This window comes from Acidovorax sp. SRI_002 (genome assembly GCF_057586455.1).
Map to the genome: position 1 here is coordinate 24177 of NZ_JBYCZW010000010.1, position 19714 is coordinate 43890.

The window sequence follows — 19714 nt, forward strand, 5'->3', positions numbered from 1 at the left end:
AGTAAAATCGCGGGTTCCACCTACAGCGGCAGAGCAGGCGCAACCTGCCCGCCAGCGCCCTCCACACCATGAAACCCATCCAGATCGGCGTGGTCATGGGTTCCAGCAGCGACTGGGACACCATGCAGCATGCAGTGCAGATTCTTGAACAGTTCGGCATCGCGCACGAGGCCCGCGTGGTCTCGGCCCACCGCATGCCCGACGACATGTTTGCCTACGCCGAGGCCGCCGCGGGCCGGGGCCTCAAAGCCATCATCGCGGGCGCCGGTGGCGCCGCCCACCTGCCCGGCATGATTGCCGCCAAGACCACCGTGCCCGTGCTGGGCGTGCCCGTGGCCAGCCGCCACCTGCAGGGTGTGGATTCGCTGCACAGCATCGTGCAGATGCCCAAGGGCATCCCCGTGGCCACGTTCGCCATCGGCACGGCGGGCGCTGCCAATGCGGCCCTGTTCGCCGTGGCCCTGCTGGCCAACGAAAGCCCCGAACTGCGCCAGCGCCTGGAAGCATTCCGTGCCGAGCAGACGGAAGTGGCCCGCAACATGACCTTGCCGCCCGCATGAACACGACCCCCACGCTCCACCGCTGCGCGGGTCGCTGCCCCCCGAGGGGGCCGCTTTTTCATCTTGGGGCGGCCCGGCGATGAAAAAATCCACCCATCAACCCCTTCTGCCCGGTAGCACACTGGGCGTGCTCGGCGGCGGCCAGCTGGGCCGCATGTTTGTGCACCAGGCGCAGGCCATGGGCTACTTCACGGCCGTGCTCGACGCCGATCCCACCAGCCCCGCCGGGCTGGTGAGCCACCACCACATCCAGACCGGCTATGAAGATCCGCAAGGCCTGGCCGAGCTGGCCCGCCTGTCGGATGCGGTGACCACCGAGTTCGAAAACGTACCCGCTGCCGCGCTGGCCGCCCTGGCTGCGCAACGCCCCGTGTCGCCCGCCGCCAGCGCGGTGTCGGTGGCGCAGGACCGTGCGCGGGAAAAGGCCCACTTTGTGGCCTGCGGCGTGCCCTGTGCGCCGTATGCGGTGATCGAAACGGCGGAGCAACTGGCTGCAGTTTCTTCTGATCTGTTACCAGGCATCCTGAAGACGGCCCGCATGGGCTACGACGGCAAGGGCCAGGTGCGCGTGAAGACGCCCGCCGAGCTGGCCGCTGCATGGGACTCTGTCGGCAAGGTGCCCTGCGTGCTGGAGAAGATGCTGCCGCTGGCGCTGGAATGCTCGGTGATCGTGGCGCGCGGCGCGGACGGCGCCACCGTGCACCTGCCCGTGCAGCGCAACCTGCACCGCGACGGGATTCTGGCTGTGACGGAGGTTTTTGAACAAAATCTGCCCCCAGCGCTTATCCAACAAGCGGTAGCAGCTGCAATTTCGATAGCAAATGGTTTGCAATACGTCGGCGTGCTCTGCGTGGAGTTCTTTGTGCTGCAGGACGGCAGCCTGGTGGTGAACGAGATCGCCCCGCGCCCACACAACAGCGGCCACTACAGCCAGAACGCCTGCGATGTGTCGCAGTTCGAGCTGCAGGTACGCACCATGGCCCGCCTGCCGCTCACGCAGCCGCGCCAGCACAGCCCCGCTGTGATGCTCAACCTGCTGGGCGACCTGTGGTTTGCGCACGGCGACGCCGCGCAGACGCCCCCCTGGGCCGAGGTGCTGGCCCTGCCCGGCACGCACCTGCACCTGTATGGCAAGCGCGACGCCAAGCGTGGTCGCAAGATGGGGCATCTCAACATCACCGCAGCCACCCCCGAAGCAGCACGTGCCACTGCCCTGCAGGCGGCGGCCCTGCTGGGCATCGCACCGTTCTGACCATGATTCTTGACGGCACCCAGCCCGCATCCATCGCCGCCGCAGCGCGGGCCGTGCGCAGCGGCGCGCTGCTCGGCCTGCCCACTGAGACGGTGTACGGCCTGGCGGCCGACGCCAGCAGCGATGCCGCCGTGGCGCAGATCTTTGCGGCCAAGGGGCGCCCCAGCGACCACCCCCTGATCGTGCATGTGGCCAATGCCGAGGGCATTGCGCACTTCGCCAGCGAGGTGCCGGGCTTTGCGCAGAAGCTGGTCGATGCCTTCTGGCCCGGCCCGCTCACGCTCATCCTGCCGCGCCTGCCCGGCGTGGCCAGCGCCGCCACGGGCGGGCAGGACAGCGTGGGACTGCGCTGCCCCGCCCACCCCGTGGCCCATGCCCTGCTGCAGGCCTGCGCCGCACCCGGCGACAGCGACGCCCAGGGCGGCCCGCCCGTGTGGGGCGTGGCCGCCCCCAGCGCCAACCGCTTTGGCCGCGTGAGCCCCACCACCGCCCGGCACGTGCAGGACGAGCTGGGCGCCGAGCTGCTGGTGCTCGACGGCGGCCCGTGCGAAGTGGGCATCGAAAGCACCATCGTGGACTGCACGCGCGGCGTGCCCGTGCTGCTGCGTCCCGGCGCCATCACGCGCGAGCAGATCCGGGCGGCCTGCGGCATTGCGCCGCTGTCCAAAGACGACATGCCCGCGCTCACGCCCCGCGCCTCGGGCACGCTCGAAGCGCACTACGCGCCCGCCGCCAAGGTGCGGCTGATGGACGCCAAGGCACTGCAGACCGGCCTGGACCTGCTGGGCGCCGACGCCGCCCACATTGCGGTGTATGCCCGCGCAGCGCTGCGCACCCAATCGTCCAAGCTCGTCATGCGCCGCATGCCCGACGACGCCACCGCCACGGCCCAGCAGCTGTTTGCAGTGCTGCGCGGCTTTGACGACGATGGCGTGAAACTGATCTGGATCGAGACCCCGCCCACCAGCCCGGAGTGGGAAGGCGTGCGCGACCGACTGCAGCGTGCGTCTGCAGCGTGATTCCGGCCGCGCCAGGCGGCTTTACATGCGTTGACGTTGCACCGCTAAACTACCCCCCACTTTTCTGGAGAAATACATGGCAGCAAATTGGATGCGCCGCACCGTACTGGTCGCCGCATGTGCGTCGGCCGCGTTGCTCGCGGCCTGCGGTTCCAGCACCACCGAATCGGCCATCGCGCCCGAGCGCTTCATCGCGTTTGGCGATGCCAACAGCGATGTGGGGCAAAAAGGCACGCGCTATACCGTCAACGACGGCAGTGTGAACAACTGGACCCTGCAGGTGGCTGCCAACTACGGCAAGCCCCTTGCGGCCGCCTCTGCGGGTGGCAAGAGCTATGCCGTAGGCAATGCCCGCGTCAAGATCAAGCCCGACGCGGCAGGCAACGCCAGCACCCCCACCATCACCGAGCAGATCGACACCTTTTTGGCCAGTGGCAGCTTTGGCGCCAGTGACGTGGTGTTTCTGAGCGGCGGCATCAGCGACGTGATTGCCGGCATGGCCGCCGTGCAGGCCGGCACCCAGACCGAGGCCGCCATGGTGGCCGCAGCCCGCCAGGCGGGTGAAGACATGGCCGCGCAGGTGCGACGCCTGGTCGCCGCAGGCGCCAAATATGTGGTCGTGACGGGAACCTACGACCTGAGCAAGACCCCCTGGGCCAAGACCATTGGCCGTGAAGCCCTGTTGGCCGATGCGAGCAGCCGCTTCAACGACGGCCTGCTCGTGGGCATCGTGGACCTGGGTGCCAACGCGCTGTATGTGGACCTGGCCTACTACGTGAACCTGTACACCGGCGTGCCCGCCAACTACGGTTTCAACAACGCCACCACGGCCGTGTGCACCTCGGTGGATGCCACCAACGGCATCGGCATCGGCGCAGGACAGGTCAACTCTGCCCTGTGCACCGCCTCCACGCTGCTGCCGGGCGTCAGCCAGACCTCCTACGTGTTTGCCGACCCGGTGTACCTCACGCCCTCGGCGCAGCGCCAGTTCGGCACCTACGCCTACGACCGCCTGCGCGCCCGCTGGTAAGGGGCTGCTGACTCGCCCCAGCCGCCGCGGAGCCTGCTGCTGTGCTGGGGCAGCGGCCCACAAAAAAAGCCGACCCTTGGGTCGGCTTTTTGCTGTGCGGCTTGCTGTGGCAAGCCAGCTGGCTTACTTGACCATGTCGAACACAGCGCGCGCCTGGGCGTGGCAGAACGGGGGTTCGTAGGTGCCATGGTAGGCGCCGTAGTAGGTGGCAAACGCGGCCGATGCGGGGTCGGTGGGGGCCTGGCCACCCGGGCCAAAGGTGGCCTGGATGGCGGCATCGACGTCGACCGAGGTCACGTTGGTCAGGCCCCGGCTGTCGAAGTCGGCCTTCATCACGCGCTGGTGAATGGCTGGCGGCACTGTGGGGTCACCCGCGCCGCCGCACAGCAGCACGCGGGCCTTGGGGCTCCAGCCCAGCAGGTCGTTCTTCTTGGCCGCCAGGTACAGCGGGTGGGTGGTGCTGGTCTGCGAGCCCGTGATGAAGGCGGACTGGAACAGCGCATCGCGCGCCTGGTTGGGAGTGCCTGCGGGCAGGGTGCCCGAGGTGAGCAGCGTGGTGTAGGTCATCGTGGGGTTGGGCAGCAGGTTTTCGATGTAGCCCGAGTACGGTGCCTTGAAGACCTGCTTGACGTCCGTGTAAACGTCGCCATAGACCTTCTGCCAGGCCGTCACCAGATACGGCACGAAGAACTGCACCCCGGCAATCGCCTCCGGAATGCGCAGCGAGCCCGACAGGTTGTACGGGCCCGCCAGGTGGGCACCAGCAACCACATTGAATTCGCTGCCGTAGTCGCGTTCCGCAGCGCGGTGCGCGGCCATCGACGAGTGCCCGCCCTGCGAGTAGCCCGTGAACATGACCTTGCCCGACAGATTGGCCCCCACGGTGCCCGCTGCGTTGCGCGCGGCACGCACCGAGTCGATGACCGTGGTGGCTTCCGAGTCGGCATGCAGGTAGGGGTGGTAGCTGTAGCCCGACTTGGCAAAGCCCAGGTAGTCGGTGGCCACCACCGCATAGCCCTGGGCGGCGTACATGGCGGCGAGCAGGAAGGTTTCGTTGTCCTGTGGGTTGGCCAGGGTGCGGGGCTTTTGCACATCGGTGCCCTTGGCGTAGGCAATCAGCGGTGCGGCCGTGCTGCAGCTGCCAGCGGGCACCAGCATCACGCCCGAGGCGTTGGTGTTCTCTCCGGCCTTGGCGCCGACGGTGGCGTAGTTGAGCGCCACCACCTTGACATCACACTTCGCCTTGCCCGTGATGGCCTGCAGGCCGCTGCTGGAGGTGCCTGCGTCGATCTGCGCGGCCGTCAGCGTGGTCATCACGGCAGGGGGGTCGATCAGCGAGCCACGGTCTGGATCGTCAGAGCCACCGCAGGCGACAAGCAGCACCGCAGCAGCGGCAACACAGGTAAGGCGGAAATACTTCATGGATGGATACCTCAGGTCAAGAAACAACGACGCATCGTGCGCGCACCTGCACTGCACCATCCATAGGGGATAACGCGGACCGAACCAGCGGGCAGACGCCTAGGTGACAGCAGCCCGCCAGCAGTGGCCGCTCAACGATGGCCACGCGCCCCGTAGACCAGCTTCATCCCCAGGATCGTCCCCGCCAGCGCGAGCGTGATGGCGTTGGCCACCACGATGGGCCACGCCGCCAGGACGACGCCATACACCAGCCACAGCGCCACCCCCGCCGTGAACACGCTGTACATGCCCAGAGAGATGCCCCGGACATCGCGCGTGCGGAAGGTGTGCAGGGCCTGCGGAACGAAGCTGCAGGTGGTCAGGAAGGCGGCAACGTAGCCGATCAGCTCGGTGGTGGACATGAAGGGAGGCGGGTGACTGCGCGGCGGATGGCTGCGCGAGTGCGCATTATTCACTGGTCGCGCGCGGTCCAGTCGATCAGGCTGTCGAGCACGGGCCGCGCAGCGCCGGCATTGGCATGGTTGACCACGGCCACCAGCACATACCGCCGCCCGCTGGCCGCGTGCACGTAACCGGCCACGGCCATCACATCGCGCAGGCTGCCCGTCTTGAGGTGGGCCGTGCCCGCACGGCTCTGGCTGCGGCGCAGCGTGCCGTCCACCCCGGAGATGGGCAGCGACGCCACCAGCTCCGGCATCACGGGCGATACCCAGGCCACCTGCAGCATGCGCGCCAGTGCCTGGGCCGTCAGGCGGGCATCGCGGCTCAGGCCTGCGCCGTTGTCGGCCTGGGGCAGCTCGGCGTCGCCGATGCGTGCAAGCCACCACTGGCGCAGGGCATCGCGCGCGCCGTCGAAGGTGGCCACGCCGTTTTTCTGCAATGCCAGCGTCAGGAACACCTGCTGCGCCATCACGTTGTTGCTGTATTTGTTCACGTCACGCACCACCTCGGACAGCGCGGGCGAGGTGACGGTGAAGGCAGGCTTCAGGCCAGGCGGCACCTTGCCCTCGCGCACGCTGCCCGTGAGCTTGCCGCCCAGTTCGCGCCACATGCCCTCCACCGCACGCGCCGCAAAGCCGCGTGGGTCGGCCGCCGCCACGGGCCAGACGCGCTCGCCACATGCCGCGGGGTACACGCCCTGAAAGCTCACCTTGGCCGGGTCGGCCAGCTCCGCCCGCAAGGCACCACGCCAGTCGCCACACTCGGTGCCCGGCGCGCCCAGCGCCACGGTGGCCTGGCGCGCCACGCCCGCCAGGGGTGGGTCGTACTGAATGCGCGCCAGGCCTGCGGCGGCATCCGGCACAAAGGTCATCACCGACGATTTGTAGTTGAGCAGCAGCGCGTCGGGCGCGGCGTTGTAGGGGCGCAGGGGCTCGCCATCAAATCGCGCTGGATCGTGGTCGGGCACCTCAAAGGCGGTGCGGTCGAGCACGATGTCGCCCACGATGACCTGGATACCCTGGCCCTGCAGGCGGCGCATCAGCAGCCACAGCCGCTCCATGACCAGCTTGGGGTCTCCCTGGCCCTGGATGTAGACGTTGCCCCGCAGGCTGCCGTCCTGCACCGTGCCCTGCAGATAGACCGGGGTGTTCCACACATAGGCGGGGCCCAGTTGCTCCAGCGCGGCGTAAGTGGTCACCAGCTTCATCACCGATGCCGGGTTCACCGGCAACTGCGCACGGTGCGCCAGGCGCGCAGGCGAAGTCTTGCCGCCCTGGGCATCCACCACCATCACCGACAGGGCCTCGCGCGGTAACCTGGCGCGGGCCAGGGCGGCTTCGACCTCGGGCGGCAGCGGGGTGGCGGGCGCCGCCGCCTGGGCCTGGGCCGTGTCAACAGCCCCCACCAGAGCCAACCAGGCCACAACAACACCCAGGGCGCCACGCAGCGCAGCGCGGCGCCAAAAAACAGGAAGCAAAAGCATGGAGCGAGTCTATCGCCCGGCAGGAAACCCACCTGGGCCGCGGCGGCCCCCAGACCCGCTGCAAGCGCCGCCGCCCCCACCCACCGATAATCCCCCGATGCGTTTTTCTCCTCGTGCCATCGGCCTGCTGGCAGCAGTCGTGACGGTCACCATCTGGACGGGTTTCATCGTCATTGCCCGCGCCTCGGCCCAGCGCACGCTCACCCCGTTCGACATTGCGCTGCTGCGCATCGTGGGCGCCAGCCTGGTCCTGCTGCCCTGGGGCTGGTGGATGGTGCGGCAGCGCACCACAGCACTGGGCTCTGCGGCCCCGCCCTCCAGCCTGGCAGGTATCTCGCCCCTGCCGCTGCGCACCACGGTGCTGCTGGGCAGCTTTGGCGGTCTGCTCTACGCCATGCTGGCCTATGCGGGGTTCTTCCACGCGCCCGCCACCCATGCGGCGGTGCTCATGCCGGGCAGCCTGCCGCTGTGGACGGCGCTGCTCGCCGCCGTGCTGCTGCGCGACCACATCACCCCGCTGCGCGCGGCGGGCCTGGCGCTGATCGTGGCAGGCGACCTGCTGGTGGGCGGGCGCAGCCTGCTGGCAGCGTTTTCGGGCGGTGATGTGTGGAAGGGCGACGTGCTGTTCATGCTGGCCGCCTCCTGCTGGGCCACCTACAGCGTGCTGGCCCGGCGCCACGCCGTGGACGCCGTGCAGGCCACCATCGCCATCACCGCGTTTGCCTGCCTGGTCTATGTTCCCAGCTATGCCCTGCTGATTGCGCTGGGAACCGTCACCAGCCATCTGGCCATTGCGCCGTGGAGCGAGATCGTCTTTCACATGGCGTTCCAAGGTGGCGGGTCGGTGGTGATCTCGGGCATTGGCTTCACCCGCATGATCCAGCACTATGGCCCTGTGCGCTCCACCATGATCACGGCCCTGGTGCCCGGCCTCTCGGCCATCGGCGCGGTGATTTTTCTGGACGAGCCGATGTACTGGAACCTCGTCGCCGGCCTGCTGCTGGTGACTGCCGGTATCCTGCTGGGCGTGCTGCGCAGGAGCCAGGCGCCTGCGGTCACCCCGCCCACGCCCGTGCCTGGCCCTACCGTCCCCTGACCTCCTTTGCCGCGCAACCCCACTGGCCCCATGAATCTGCTTGCTTTCGACACCAGCACCGACACCCTTTCCATTGCCGTCCAGCACGGGGATGCCGTGTGGCAGCACACGGGTCCCGGGGGCGCGCAAGCATCGGCCACCCTGATCCCGACGGTGCGCAGCCTGATGGCACAAGCGGGCCTGTCGTTCGACACGCTGGAGGCCATTGTTTTTGGCCGGGGCCCAGGCTCCTTCACCGGCCTGCGCACCGCCTGCGCCGTGGCCCAGGGGCTGGCGTTTGGCGCGCGCGCGGGCCAGGGTGTGCCGGTGCTGCCCGTGGACACCCTGCTGGCCGTGGCCGAGGAAGCGCGCCACGCGCACGGCTGCACGCAGGTGGTGGCGGTGCTGGACGCGCGCATGGACGAGGTCTACCACGCGCGCTGCGAATGGGTCGCTGCCGAGGGCCGCTGGCACACCGAGGCCGACTTTGGCCTGGGCGCACCGGAATCCGTGCTTGCCCCCGCAGGGTGGACGGTGGCGGGCAATGCGCGCACGCCCTATGGCGAGCGGCTGGCGCCCATGGCCGCCCACGTGGCCACGCTGCCCACAGCCACGGCGCTGCTGCGCCTGGCACCGGCCTTGCTGGCAGCGGGCGAAGGTGTGCCGGCCAGCGATGCGCTGCCGCGCTACATCCGCGATAAAGTGGCACAAACCACCGCCGAGCGGGCTGCGCTGCGCGCCGCCCAGGCGGTGCCCGCTCCTCTGTGAATCCTTTCTGCCAGACCCCATGAGCGCCCTGCCCACCCCGTCTGCCGGCGCGCCCGAGGCGCGCTTTGAAGCCCTCACGCTCGCGCGGCTGGATGCCGTGCTGGCGGTGGAACAACGTGCCTATTCGCACCCCTGGACACGCGGCAACTTCACCGATGCCATGGCATCGGGCTACCAGGCACAGGTGCTGATGGCGGACGAACACCTGCTCGGCTACTTCGTGGCCATGATGGGGGTGGACGAGGTGCACCTGCTCAACATCACCGTCACCCCCGAGTTCCAGCGCCAGGGCTGGGCGCGGGTGCTACTGGACGCGCTGGCCCTGTGGTCACGCGGGCGCGGCGCCCAGTGGCTGTGGCTGGAGGTGCGCGTGAGCAACCTGCGCGCCCAGCACATCTACCAGACACACGGGTTCCGACGCGTGGGCGAACGCAAGCGCTACTACCCCGCTGACCTGGGCCAGCGCGAAGATGCCGTGGTCATGAGCCTGGCACTGTGAGCAACACCTTCAACCGGCCCTTTTTTCCATGAACCTTCACCTCGATGCGCGCCAGCGCGCCATGCTGCAAGAAATGGGCGTCACCGTGTGGGTGCAGCCGGAGGCACCCGTAGCCCGCACCACAGCCGGGGCCCCCGCCGTCGCCGTGGCGGCGCCCGCCCCTGCCGCCCGCATGGCGCCCCCCACCGCCCCGACACCCGCCGTGGCCAGCCCTCCTGCTGCGCGAGCGCCCCAGCCAGCGGCCCCGCGAGCACCCGCACCGGCACCTGCGGTAGAGAACGCAGGCGCAGCACCGGCCATCCCCAGCTTGCGGCTGCATGCGCCCCAGGTGCTTTACCCCAGCGCCGACCCATCGCAGACCCCGGCCGGGCTGGGTGGAGGCTGGCTGATCGTGACCGAGAGCCTGACGCCGGGCGAGCCGCTGGGTGGCGACGCAGGCCGGCTGCTGGACAACATGCTGCGCGCCATGCAGCTGCACAAGCACCCCCGTGTGTTCCTTGCTGCGCTGGAGCGCACTGCAGCCGGCGCAGAGACCAGTGGCGACAGCAACATCCCCGCCGCGCTGGCCGACGCCGTGGCTGAGTTACAACCCGCCCTGGTCCTGGTGCTGGGCCATGTGGCGGCGCGGGCGGCGCTGGGGCGCACCGAGCCGCTGGGCCGCCTGCGCGCGGGCCCGCACCAGCTGGCGGAATGCCCGGCCGTGGTGACCTACGACCCCGCGTTTCTCTTGCGCTCGCAAGACGTCAAGGCCGCCGCCTGGGCCGACCTGTGCCGGGCGCTTGCCATCGTGCGCCAGGCTTCGCCCGGCTGACCGCTGAGGGCGCGGGCATTTGCAACGACTCCACTGCAGCCGCAGTGCCATAATCCGCCGCCTGTCCATTTTTTTACGGAGAAAGCTCCTTGGAAACCTACCCGAGTTGGTAGCTTTCAGCTCCCCGGCCTGCCGCTGTGGGGTTGAAAGCACCCGATCCCCCACACCGCAGATGCCATACAACAAGGGAGTGAGCCCATGCTCAACATCTTCACGCTCGCCAATGGCCGGCTGTTCCAGGAAGAAATTGAATCGCTGGAAGAGCTGACCAAGTTCCAGCCGATCTGGGTGGACCTGGAAGCCCCCACGCTCGAAGAAAAACGCTGGATCAAGCAGCACTACGGCCTGTCCATCCCCGAGGATGCGATGGACGAGGACATCGAGGAATCCGCCCGCTTCTACGAAGAAGACAACGGCGAGCTGCACATCCGCAGCGACTTCTTGATTGACGACGACGAAGACCCCCGCTCGGTGCGCGTGGCCTTCATCCTGAACCAGCACAACGCCAACCTCAAGAGCCGGGGCGTGCTGTTTTCCATCCACGACGAAGACGTGCCGGTGTTCCGCCTGCTGCGCATGCGCGCACGCCGCGCGCCGGGCCTCATCGAGGACGCCAAGGAAGTTCTGCTCAAGCTGTTCGATGCCGACGCCGAGTATTCGGCCGACACGCTCGAAAACATCTACGACGAGCTGGAGAAAGTCAGCAAGCAAGTGCTGGCCGGCGACGTGACCGACGCCCTTGCTGGCGAGGTGCTGGGCGCCATTGCCCGCCAGGAAGACTTGAACGGCCGTATCCGCCGCAACGTGATGGACACCCGCCGCGCGGTGAGCTTCATGATGCGCAGCAAGATGCTCAACTCCGAGCAGTTCGAGGAAGCCCGCCAGATCCTGCGCGACATCGAATCGCTGGACAACCACACGGCGTTCCTGTTCGACAAGATCAACTTCTTGATGGACGCCACGGTCGGTTTCATCAACATCAACCAGAACAAGATCATCAAGATCTTCTCGGTGGCCAGCGTGGCGCTGCTGCCGCCCACGCTGATTGCGAGCGTGTACGGCATGAACTTCAAGTTCATGCCCGAGCTGGACTGGTCGCTGGGCTACCCGTATGCGCTTGCGCTGATGGTGGCCAGTGCGCTCGGGCCCATGTGGTATTTCCGCAAGCGCGGCTGGTTGAAGTAGCCCCCCTGTGGCGCTGCGCGCCTTCCCCCCCGAGGAGGGACGCCTCCAGCGGCCCGGCAGAGCCGGTTCCGCGGTGGCGCTGGTATTTGGGGTGCGCCGGTTTCACGGCACAGTTGTCGAACTTGTAGCCCCGGCGCTATAGCGGACTCCATGAATTCGGTCTCCCGACCGCTCGGGCTGAGCCTGTCGAAACCGAAGCGAAGCTGGTGATCGGTTCGTCGTTTATCTCAACGCAAAATATGAGTCAAATTGACCTGTATCGCTTTTCCATAAAGCGTTAGCAGCTATCAATTTCATAGTTTATGCATGAGGGCAAGCACCATGTGCTCGGCATAGCGGCTGGCCACGGTCTGCACGAAGAGGGGGAAGTCTACGTGCGCGGTGTCGTCGGCGCGGTCGGAGATGGTGCGCACAGCGGCGAAGGGGATGCCGTAGTCGTGACACACCTGGGCCACGGCGGCGCCTTCCATTTCTACGGCCAGCACATTGTGGCCAGCGTCGTGCAACGTGGTGCGCAGACGGTGGGCTTCATCGGCGGCAGAAACAAAGCGGTCCCCGCTGGCAACCAGGCCGTGGTGCGCGCGGTGCAGGGCATCTTCCGATGTGCTCTGCGGCGTAGATTTCAAGCCAAATTGGCCTCTAGCGCTTGATACACAAGCGTGAGCAGCTTCCAAAAGCGTAGCAGACAATGCCGCATCACAGACCAGGCGGCTGCGCGCGTAGCCCGGCACTTCCCAGCGGGGGAACAGGGGAGAGGCGTCCATGTCGTGTTGGAGGTAGTCCTGCGCTACCACCACGTCGCCCACATTCACGCCATCGCCCACACCGCCCGCAACCCCGGTGAAGACGATACGCGCCACACCGAACCGCTCAATGAGCGCCGTGGCCGTGGTGGCCGCCGCCACCTTGCCGATACCCGACAGCGCCAACACCACCGGACGGCCCTGCAGATCACCCAGCCAGAAAGCCCGGCCTGCGTGCATCACCCGCTGAGGGTGCAAGAGGTGATCAACCAGCGAGCTTTGCTCTTCGGGCAAGGCGCTGAGGATGGCGGTGGTCATGGGTTCTCCCTGAAAAACAAAGGCGGCCGAGGCCGCCTGGATTGTCAAGTGGGGCACGTGGCCCCACGGGTCACTTCTTGTCCCGAAGTTCGCGGCGCAGGATCTTGCCCACGGGGGTCTTGGGCAGCTCGGTGCGGAACTCGATGACCTTGGGCTGCTTGTAGCCCGTGAGTTCAGCGCGGCAGAACTCCTTGACCTGCGCTTCGGTGAGCGCGGGGTCTTTCTTGACGATCACGAGCTTGACGGCTTCACCAGTCTTCTCGTCGGGCACGCCCACCACGGCGCATTCGAGCACGCCGGGGCAGTTGGCCACGACCTCTTCCACCTCATTGGGGTAGACGTTGAAGCCGCTGACCAGCACCATGTCCTTCTTGCGGTCCACGATCTTGAAGAAGCCGCGCTCGTCCATGACACCGATGTCGCCGGACTTGAAGAAGCCGTCGTCGGTCATGACCTTGGCGGTTTCATCGGGGCGCTGCCAGTACCCGGCCATCACCTGCGGGCCCTTGATCGCGATCTCGCCGGGCTGGCCGAGGGTGGTGACTTCCTTGCCGTCGTCGTCGATCAGCTTCATCAGGGTGCCGGGGAGCGGCACGCCAATGGTGCCCGTGAACTCCTTGGCGGTCACGGGGTTGCAGCTGACCGAGGGACTGGTCTCCGACAGGCCGTAGCCTTCGCAGATGGGGCAGCCGGTCTTCTCCAGCCACAGTTTGGCCACGGCGCCCTGCACGGCCATGCCCCCGCCTACCGAGACCTTGAGGTTCTTCCAGTTGACGGTATTGAAGTCGGGGTGGTTGGCCAGGCCGTTGAACAGCGTGTTCACGGCCGGGAAGCTGTGGAAGGTGTGCTTGGACAGTTCCTTGAGCACGGCAGGCAGGTCGCGCGGGTTGGGGATCAGGATGGTCTTGCCGCCCGTGCGCATGCTCAGCATCATGTTCACGGTGAACGCAAAGATGTGGTACAGCGGCAGCGCGCAGATGCTGGTCTGCTGTTCGCCTGCGGGCACCTTCTTCATCACGGGGTCGTTCCACGCCTCGGACTGCAGCACGTTGGCGATCACGTTGCGGTGCAGCAGCACGGCGCCCTTGCTCACACCCGTGGTGCCGCCGGTGTATTGCAGCAGCGCGATGTCGTCAGGCTTGATGTCGGGCTTCTTGAGCGTGCCGCGCGTGCCCTGGGCCACCGCGTCATTGAAGCGCACGGCACCCGGCAGGTTGTAGGCGGGCACCATCTTCTTGACGTTGCGCACCACATAGTTGACGAGCGCGCCCTTGAGCAGGCCCAACTGGTCGCCCATGGCGCACAGCACCACGTGCTTGACGGGCGTGTTCGCAATGCAGCTTTGCAGCGTGGTGGCGAAGTTTTCGATGATGACGATGGCCTTGGCACCCGAGTCCTTGAGCTGATGCTCCAGTTCGCGCGGCGTGTACAGCGGGTTCACATTGACCACCACAAAACCTGCGCGCAGGATGGCGGCCACCGTGACAGGATACTGCGGCACGTTGGGCATCATGATGGCCACACGGTCGCCCTTGACCAGGCCCAGGCCCTGCAGGTAGGCCGCAAACGCACTGCTCAGGGAGTCGGTCTGGGCATAGGTCACTTCCTTGCCCATGAAGCTGTAGGCCACGCGGCCCGCGTACTTGGTGAACGCCTCGTCCATGAGGGCCACGAGCGACGGATATTGCGTGGTGTCGATGTCTGCGGGGACGCCTTGCGGATAGGCAGTCAGCCAGGGGCGATGGGTCATTGTTGTCTCCTGATAAGTTTTATTGAGGTCGTGAAAACCGTGCTGCGGCTAACAGCACGGTCGTGCTTTTTTTGCGGTGGAATTATGCCCGTCACCCCTTGAGCGCGGAAAGAACTTCGTCGAGCATTTTCTTGGCGTCGCCAAACAGCATGCGATTGTTGTCCTTGTAGAACAGAGGGTTGTCCACCCCGGCATAGCCCGACGCCATGGAGCGCTTCATCACGATCGAGGTCTTGGCCTTCCACACTTCGAGCACCGGCATGCCGGCGATGGGGCTGGACGGATCGTCCAGCGCGCTCGGGTTCACGATGTCGTTGGCGCCGATGACCATGGCCACGTCGGCATTCGGGAAGTCCTCGTTGATCTCGTCCATCTCCATCACGATGTCGTAGGGCACCTTGGCCTCGGCCAGCAGCACGTTCATGTGGCCAGGCATGCGGCCCGCCACCGGGTGGATGGCAAAGCGCACATCCACGCCTTTTTCGCGCAAGGTCTTGGTGATCTCGTACACCGTATGCTGGGCCTGGGCCACAGCCATGCCGTAGCCGGGCACGATGATCACACTCTTGGCGTCGCGCAGCAGCTCGGCCGTCTCGGCGGAGCTGACGGGTACGGCCTCGCCCTGCGGCTCGGTGGCCTCGCCTTTTTTGGCGGGAGTTCCAGCGCCCGAGCCAAAGCCGCCCGCGATCACGCTGATGAAGTTGCGGTTCATCGCGTTGCACATGATGTAGGACAGGATGGCGCCCGAGGAGCCCACGAGCGCGCCCGTGACGATGAGCAGGTCGTTGGACAGCATGAAGCCCGTGGCCGCCGCTGCCCAGCCCGAGTAGCTGTTGAGCATGGACACCACCACCGGCATGTCGGCGCCACCAATGGCCATCACCATGTGAATGCCGAAAAGCAGTGCGATCGCCGTCATCACCATCAGCGGCACCATGCCCTGTTCAATGGTCTCGGCGCGCAAGAACTCGCGGCCAAACCAGATCACGATCAGCAGCGCAGCCAGGTTCATCCAGTGGCGGCCGGGCAGCAACAGCGGCTTGCCACCGATCTTGCCGTTGAGCTTGCCAAAGGCGATCAGTGATCCGCTGAACGTGATGGCGCCGATCAGGATGCCGACATAGATCTCCACCTCGTGGATGATCTTCTCCGCGCCTTGCAGCTGGATCGAGGTATCCACATAGCTGGCAAACCCCACCAGGCAGGCCGCAAGACCCACCAGACTGTGCATGAGCGCGACCAGCTCCGGCATCTGCGTCATCTTGACGACCTTGGCCGCATACAGGCCAATGCCGCCGCCAATGACCAGCGCGCCGACGATCCAGGCCACCCCTGCGGGGCTGACGCGCGGGCCGAACACTGTGGCCAGCACGGCCAGCGCCATGCCGACCATGCCGAACAGGTTGCCCCGGCGCGAGGTTTCGGGGTTGGAGAGCCCGCCCAGGCTCAGGATGAACAAAATGGCCGCGCCCAGGTAGGCCACGGTAGCGAGACTTTGGGACATGTTCTGTGCTCCTCGTTGTTCTTGTCGTTATCGGATTACTTGCGGAACATGGCGAGCATGCGGCGCGTGACCGCAAAGCCACCGAACATGTTGACGGCCGTGAGCACCAGGGCGGCAAAGGCAAGCCACAGGATGAGCCCATCCGGGCGCCCATTGATGCCCGCATCGGGCGGCGCAATCTGCACCAGCGCGCCGATGGCGATGATGCTGGAGATGGCGTTGGTCACGCTCATCAGCGGCGTGTGCAGCGCGGGCGTGACGTTCCACACCACCATGTAGCCGATGAAACAGGCCAGCACGAACACCGTGAAGTGCCCCAGGAAGGCCACAGGCGCATAGGCACCGATGGCCCAGAACAGCACGGCCAGCACGGCAAAAACAATGGTCAGCGTCTTGGCGGACATGGGGGCACCGGGGCCATGGCTGGATTTCTTGGCGGCCACGGGTGCCGCCGCAGCCTTGGGTGCCGGTGCAGGGGCCTGCTTGAGCGGTGGCGCAGGCCAGGTGATGGCACCATCCTTGACCACGGTAAGGCCCCGGATCGCGTCATCCTCCATGTTGACCACGGCCACGCCGTCTTTGGCCTTGCACAGCTCTTCTGTCAGGCGCAGCAGGTTGGTGGAATACAGGGTGGACGACTGCTTGGCCAAGCGCGAAGCCAGGTCGGTGTAGCCGACGATGGTCACACCATGGCGCACCACGGCCTGGCCGGGCACCGTCAGCTCACAGTTTCCGCCTTGCTCGGCGGCCATGTCCACGATCACGCTGCCGGGCTTCATGCTCTGCACCATCTCGGCCGTGATGAGCTTGGGCGCGGGCTTGCCGGGGATCAGCGCGGTGGTGATGATGATGTCGGCGTCTTTCGCCTGCTCCGCGTACATCTTGCGCTGCGCGGCCTGGAAGCCCTCACTCATGACCTTGGCGTAACCGCCGCCGCCCGAGCCTTCTTCCTCGTAGTCCACCTTGACAAACTCACCGCCCAGCGACTTGACCTGGTCGGCCACCTCGGCACGTGTGTCATTGGCGCGCACGATGGCGCCCAGGTTGGCTGCTGTGCCGATGGCCGCGAGCCCCGCCACGCCAGCGCCTGCGATGAACACCTTGGCCGGCGGCACCTTGCCCGCCGCCGTGATCTGGCCGTTGAAGAAGCGGCCAAAGGCGTTGGCCGCCTCGATGACGGCGCGGTAGCCGCTGACGCCAGCGGTGGAGGTGAGCGCGTCCATCTTCTGCGCGCGAGAGAGCGTACGTGGCAGGCAGTCGATGGCGAGCACCGTGGCCTTCTTCGCGGCCAACTGCTGCATCAGTTCCGGGTTCTGGGCGGGCCAGATGAAATCGATGAGCGTCGAACCCTCGCGCATCAGCGCCACTTCGTCGCTGCTGGGCGGGCGCACCTTGAAGACGATATCGGATGCAGCCCACAGCGCGGCAGCGTCGCCCACGATCTGGGCCCCGGCGGCGCGGTAGGCGTCATCGCTGAAATTGGCGCCATCCCCAGCCCCCGACTCCACAGTGACCGCGAAGCCCAGCTTGATCAGCTTTTCCACCACATCGGGCACTGTGGCCACGCGCTTTTCACCGGGGAAGGTCTCCCTGGGCACGCCGATACGCTGCGGCTGCGGGACGGGGGTTGTCTGCATTAGAGGTCTCCTCGAGTTTCGTAATCGTTATGCAAGGCCGCCAGGCAGGGAAAAACTGGCGAGCTAGGGCCTGGATGTGGGCGTGGGGAACGGGAAAGGCGGAATGGCCAGGTGGCCGTCCACCATGCCGGCGCTCAGGCGCGCAGCCTGGGCCAGGTCATAGGCCCACTGCTGGAAGGGCAGGCCTGCGAGCAGGAACTCTTCGTTGTTGCGCGGCCGGACGCTGATCAGCCGCTGGTCCACCAGGGCATCCACCGCCACCCAGACACCCGCTTCGGTGACGTAACGGTAGCTCACATGCGCATAGGGGGTGCTCAGCGCGATCTGGCGGCTGGTCATCCATTGGCCCAGTTCGGGTCGGTTCTTTTCAAGCCACTTGGGGCTGCTCGCCCAAAGCTTGAAGCGCAGGCAGTCGGCGCGCACGGGGCTGCCATCCGCGGGATCTTTGACCACGACGTCCTGTTGCGGCGGGCAGTACCCCACCCCTTGCGGAGACCCGCGCAGATCGCCGGTGCGGTTGGTCTGCACGCGCACCGCAGCCAGCCACTCACCTTGCGCACCCCGCAGCGCCACCGCACGCGTCTGGAGCGGGGTACGGCCTGCGGAGCTGGATGTGGCTTCTTCGGAGGTTCCCAGGTCCTGCCACGCCCCCGGCGGCAACACCAGACGGGCGCGACCCACGGGATATTCGGACTTGGGAGGAACGGTCAGGGGCGCGCACGCCACCGTGAACACCGTCACAGCCAACACAGGCAAGAGAGGCAACAGCCGCCGGAACTTTGAATTTGTCAGAGTCATAGAGAAAGGTTCATACGAATTCGCCTTCAATCATCCCACGGCACCCGAGTCCGTCCATCGACGGCTTCTGCCATGCAACAACCAGCTCGGTGTAGCTGGTGAGAAATGTGTTGAAAGCGCCCTGGTATCGGACACTTCTTGCGGCGCTGCCGGTGGGCAAGCTGACCGCGAGCTTACATGAAGAAGATCTTGTCGCTGTCACCTTTGTCTGCTGTAGAGAGAACTCCCCAGTCTCTGCATGCAGACAGGCAAAAAAAAGCCTGGCAGCACAACGCAGCCAGGCTGGGCAGCGGCCCCTCAGGGCCTCATGCCAACGATCAGTTCACCACTTGGGCCAGCGTACCCGCAGCGTACTGGGCTGCCACAACCTGGAGGCTCAGGCCCTTGATCTTGCTGCCCTGGCCTTCGCAGCCGAACTCCAGGTAACGCTGCTTGCAGACCTGCTTGGCAGCTTCGCGGGCAGGCTTGAGCCATTCGCGGGCGTCGAACTTGTCGGGGTTCTCAGCCAGGAACTTGCGCACCGCGCCGGTCATGGCCAGGCGGATGTCGGTGTCGATGTTGATCTTGCGCACGCCGTGCTTGATGGCTTCCTGGATTTCCTCGACCGGCACGCCGTAGGTTTCCTTCATCTTGCCGCCGTACTGGTTGATGATGGCCAGCAACTCGGCGGGCACCGACGAGGAACCGTGCATCACCAGGTGGGTGTTGGGGATGCGCTGGTGGATTTCCTTGACGCGGCTGATGGCCAGGATGTCGCCCGTGGGCTTGCGGCTGAACTTGTAGGCGCCGTGGCTGGTGCCGATGGCAATGGCCAATGCATCCAACTGGGTGGCCTTCACAAACACGGCCGCTTCTTCGGGGTCGGTCAGCATCTGGCTGTGGTCCAGCTTGCCCTCGGCGCCGATGCCGTCTTCCTCACCGGCTTCGCCGGTTTCCAGGTTGCCCAGGCAGCCCAGTTCACCTTCCACCGTCACGCCCACCTTGTGGGCCATGTCCACGACCTTGCGGGTCACTTCCACGTTGTACTCGAAGGAGGAAGGCGTCTTGCCGTCTTCCATCAGCGAGCCGTCCATCATCACCGAGCCAAAGCCCAGGTCGATGGCGCCCTGGCAGACCTTGGGCGAAGTGCCGTGGTCCTGGTGCATGACGAGCGGAATGTGCGGGAAGGCCTCGACCGCTGCCTGGATGAGGTGCTTGATGAAGGGCTCACCCGCATATTTGCGGGCACCGGCGCTGGCCTGCAGGATGACCGGGGCGCCCACTTCGTCGGCGGCGGCCATGACGGCCTGGACCTGCTCCAGGTTGTTGACGTTGAAGGCAGGGATGCCATAGCTGTTGGCAGCGGCATGGTCGAGCAGTTCGCGCATCGAAACGAGGGGCATGGTCGTAGGGTCCGTTGAGGGTTGGGGAAGGCGCTGT

General features: G+C 66.4%; 18 protein-coding genes. 9 read left to right on the plus strand and 9 right to left on the minus strand.

Annotated features, from left to right (window positions below; translation table 11 throughout):
• Positions 1 to 68: 68 nt before the first annotated feature.
• The 4 genes from purE (at position 69) to AC2YJX_RS23870 (ending at position 3861) form a co-directional block, all read left to right on the plus strand.
• Positions 69 to 560: a 5-(carboxyamino)imidazole ribonucleotide mutase gene (purE, locus tag AC2YJX_RS23855; RefSeq protein ID WP_121421480.1), complete on the plus strand. Its 492-nt coding sequence runs from the start codon at positions 69 to 71 to the stop codon at positions 558 to 560.
• A 79-nt stretch (positions 561 to 639) separates the two neighbouring features.
• Complete coding sequence (locus AC2YJX_RS23860; protein ID WP_487257460.1) at positions 640 to 1812, plus strand: 5-(carboxyamino)imidazole ribonucleotide synthase; 1173 nt, start codon at positions 640 to 642, stop codon at positions 1810 to 1812.
• Positions 1813 to 1814: 2 nt separating this feature from the next.
• The gene (locus tag AC2YJX_RS23865; RefSeq protein ID WP_426305488.1) at positions 1815 to 2831 is read left to right on the plus strand and encodes an L-threonylcarbamoyladenylate synthase; all 1017 of its coding nucleotides are present in this window, start codon (positions 1815 to 1817) and stop codon (positions 2829 to 2831) included.
• A gap of 76 nt (positions 2832 to 2907) precedes the next feature.
• Positions 2908 to 3861 (plus strand): SGNH/GDSL hydrolase family protein, encoded by a 954-nt coding sequence (locus AC2YJX_RS23870; RefSeq protein ID WP_487257461.1) that lies wholly within the window; start codon positions 2908 to 2910, stop codon positions 3859 to 3861.
• A 123-nt stretch (positions 3862 to 3984) separates the two neighbouring features.
• Here the strand turns inward: AC2YJX_RS23870 and AC2YJX_RS23875 are convergent, their stop codons facing one another.
• The 3 genes from AC2YJX_RS23875 to dacB form a co-directional block, all read right to left on the minus strand.
• Positions 3985 to 5283 (minus strand): lipase family protein, encoded by a 1299-nt coding sequence (locus tag AC2YJX_RS23875; protein ID WP_487257462.1) that lies wholly within the window; start codon positions 5281 to 5283, stop codon positions 3985 to 3987.
• 131 nt (positions 5284 to 5414) lie between these two features.
• On the minus strand, positions 5415 to 5684 hold the full coding sequence (locus AC2YJX_RS23880; protein WP_055395455.1) for a SemiSWEET transporter: 270 nt from the start codon (positions 5682 to 5684) through the stop codon (positions 5415 to 5417).
• Between the two features lie 50 nt (positions 5685 to 5734).
• Entirely contained in the window at positions 5735 to 7207 is a 1473-nt protein-coding gene (dacB, locus tag AC2YJX_RS23885) for a D-alanyl-D-alanine carboxypeptidase/D-alanyl-D-alanine endopeptidase (protein ID WP_487257463.1), read from the minus strand.
• Positions 7208 to 7304: 97 nt separating this feature from the next.
• Here dacB and AC2YJX_RS23890 point away from each other — a divergent pair, with 97 nt between their 5' ends.
• From AC2YJX_RS23890 to corA, 5 genes are all read left to right on the plus strand, one after another.
• Entirely contained in the window at positions 7305 to 8303 is a 999-nt protein-coding gene (locus AC2YJX_RS23890) for a DMT family transporter (protein ID WP_121421485.1), read from the plus strand.
• A 30-nt stretch (positions 8304 to 8333) separates the two neighbouring features.
• Positions 8334 to 9050, plus strand: a complete 717-nt coding sequence (gene tsaB / locus AC2YJX_RS23895) for a tRNA (adenosine(37)-N6)-threonylcarbamoyltransferase complex dimerization subunit type 1 TsaB (protein ID WP_487257464.1) — start codon at positions 8334 to 8336, stop codon at positions 9048 to 9050.
• 19 nt (positions 9051 to 9069) lie between these two features.
• A complete protein-coding gene (rimI, locus tag AC2YJX_RS23900) occupies positions 9070 to 9549 on the plus strand; it encodes a ribosomal protein S18-alanine N-acetyltransferase (protein ID WP_121421487.1) in 480 nt (159 codons plus the stop codon).
• A gap of 28 nt (positions 9550 to 9577) precedes the next feature.
• Entirely contained in the window at positions 9578 to 10360 is a 783-nt protein-coding gene (locus tag AC2YJX_RS23905) for a uracil-DNA glycosylase family protein (protein ID WP_487257465.1), read from the plus strand.
• A 198-nt stretch (positions 10361 to 10558) separates the two neighbouring features.
• Positions 10559 to 11545: a magnesium/cobalt transporter CorA gene (gene corA / locus AC2YJX_RS23910; protein ID WP_055398450.1), complete on the plus strand. Its 987-nt coding sequence runs from the start codon at positions 10559 to 10561 to the stop codon at positions 11543 to 11545.
• 293 nt (positions 11546 to 11838) lie between these two features.
• Here the strand turns inward: corA and AC2YJX_RS23915 are convergent, their stop codons facing one another.
• From AC2YJX_RS23915 to fba, 6 genes are all read right to left on the minus strand, one after another.
• Positions 11839 to 12606, minus strand: a complete 768-nt coding sequence (locus AC2YJX_RS23915; RefSeq protein ID WP_487257466.1) for a 5'-methylthioadenosine/adenosylhomocysteine nucleosidase — start codon at positions 12604 to 12606, stop codon at positions 11839 to 11841.
• Between the two features lie 70 nt (positions 12607 to 12676).
• Positions 12677 to 14356, minus strand: coding sequence for a long-chain-fatty-acid--CoA ligase (locus AC2YJX_RS23920; RefSeq protein ID WP_121421489.1), 1680 nt, complete (start codon positions 14354 to 14356; stop codon positions 12677 to 12679).
• A 91-nt stretch (positions 14357 to 14447) separates the two neighbouring features.
• On the minus strand, positions 14448 to 15860 hold the full coding sequence (pntB, locus tag AC2YJX_RS23925) for a Re/Si-specific NAD(P)(+) transhydrogenase subunit beta (RefSeq protein ID WP_426305495.1): 1413 nt from the start codon (positions 15858 to 15860) through the stop codon (positions 14448 to 14450).
• A gap of 35 nt (positions 15861 to 15895) precedes the next feature.
• Positions 15896 to 17497 carry a Re/Si-specific NAD(P)(+) transhydrogenase subunit alpha gene (locus tag AC2YJX_RS23930; RefSeq protein WP_228897279.1) on the minus strand — a complete coding sequence of 534 codons (1602 nt, stop codon included), beginning with the start codon at positions 17495 to 17497 and terminating at the stop codon, positions 15896 to 15898.
• 63 nt (positions 17498 to 17560) lie between these two features.
• Entirely contained in the window at positions 17561 to 18295 is a 735-nt protein-coding gene (locus tag AC2YJX_RS23935; RefSeq protein ID WP_487257467.1) for a hypothetical protein, read from the minus strand.
• 317 nt (positions 18296 to 18612) lie between these two features.
• Complete coding sequence (gene fba / locus AC2YJX_RS23940) at positions 18613 to 19677, minus strand: class II fructose-bisphosphate aldolase (RefSeq protein ID WP_055398457.1); 1065 nt, start codon at positions 19675 to 19677, stop codon at positions 18613 to 18615.
• Between the last annotated feature and the right edge of the window lie 37 nt (positions 19678 to 19714).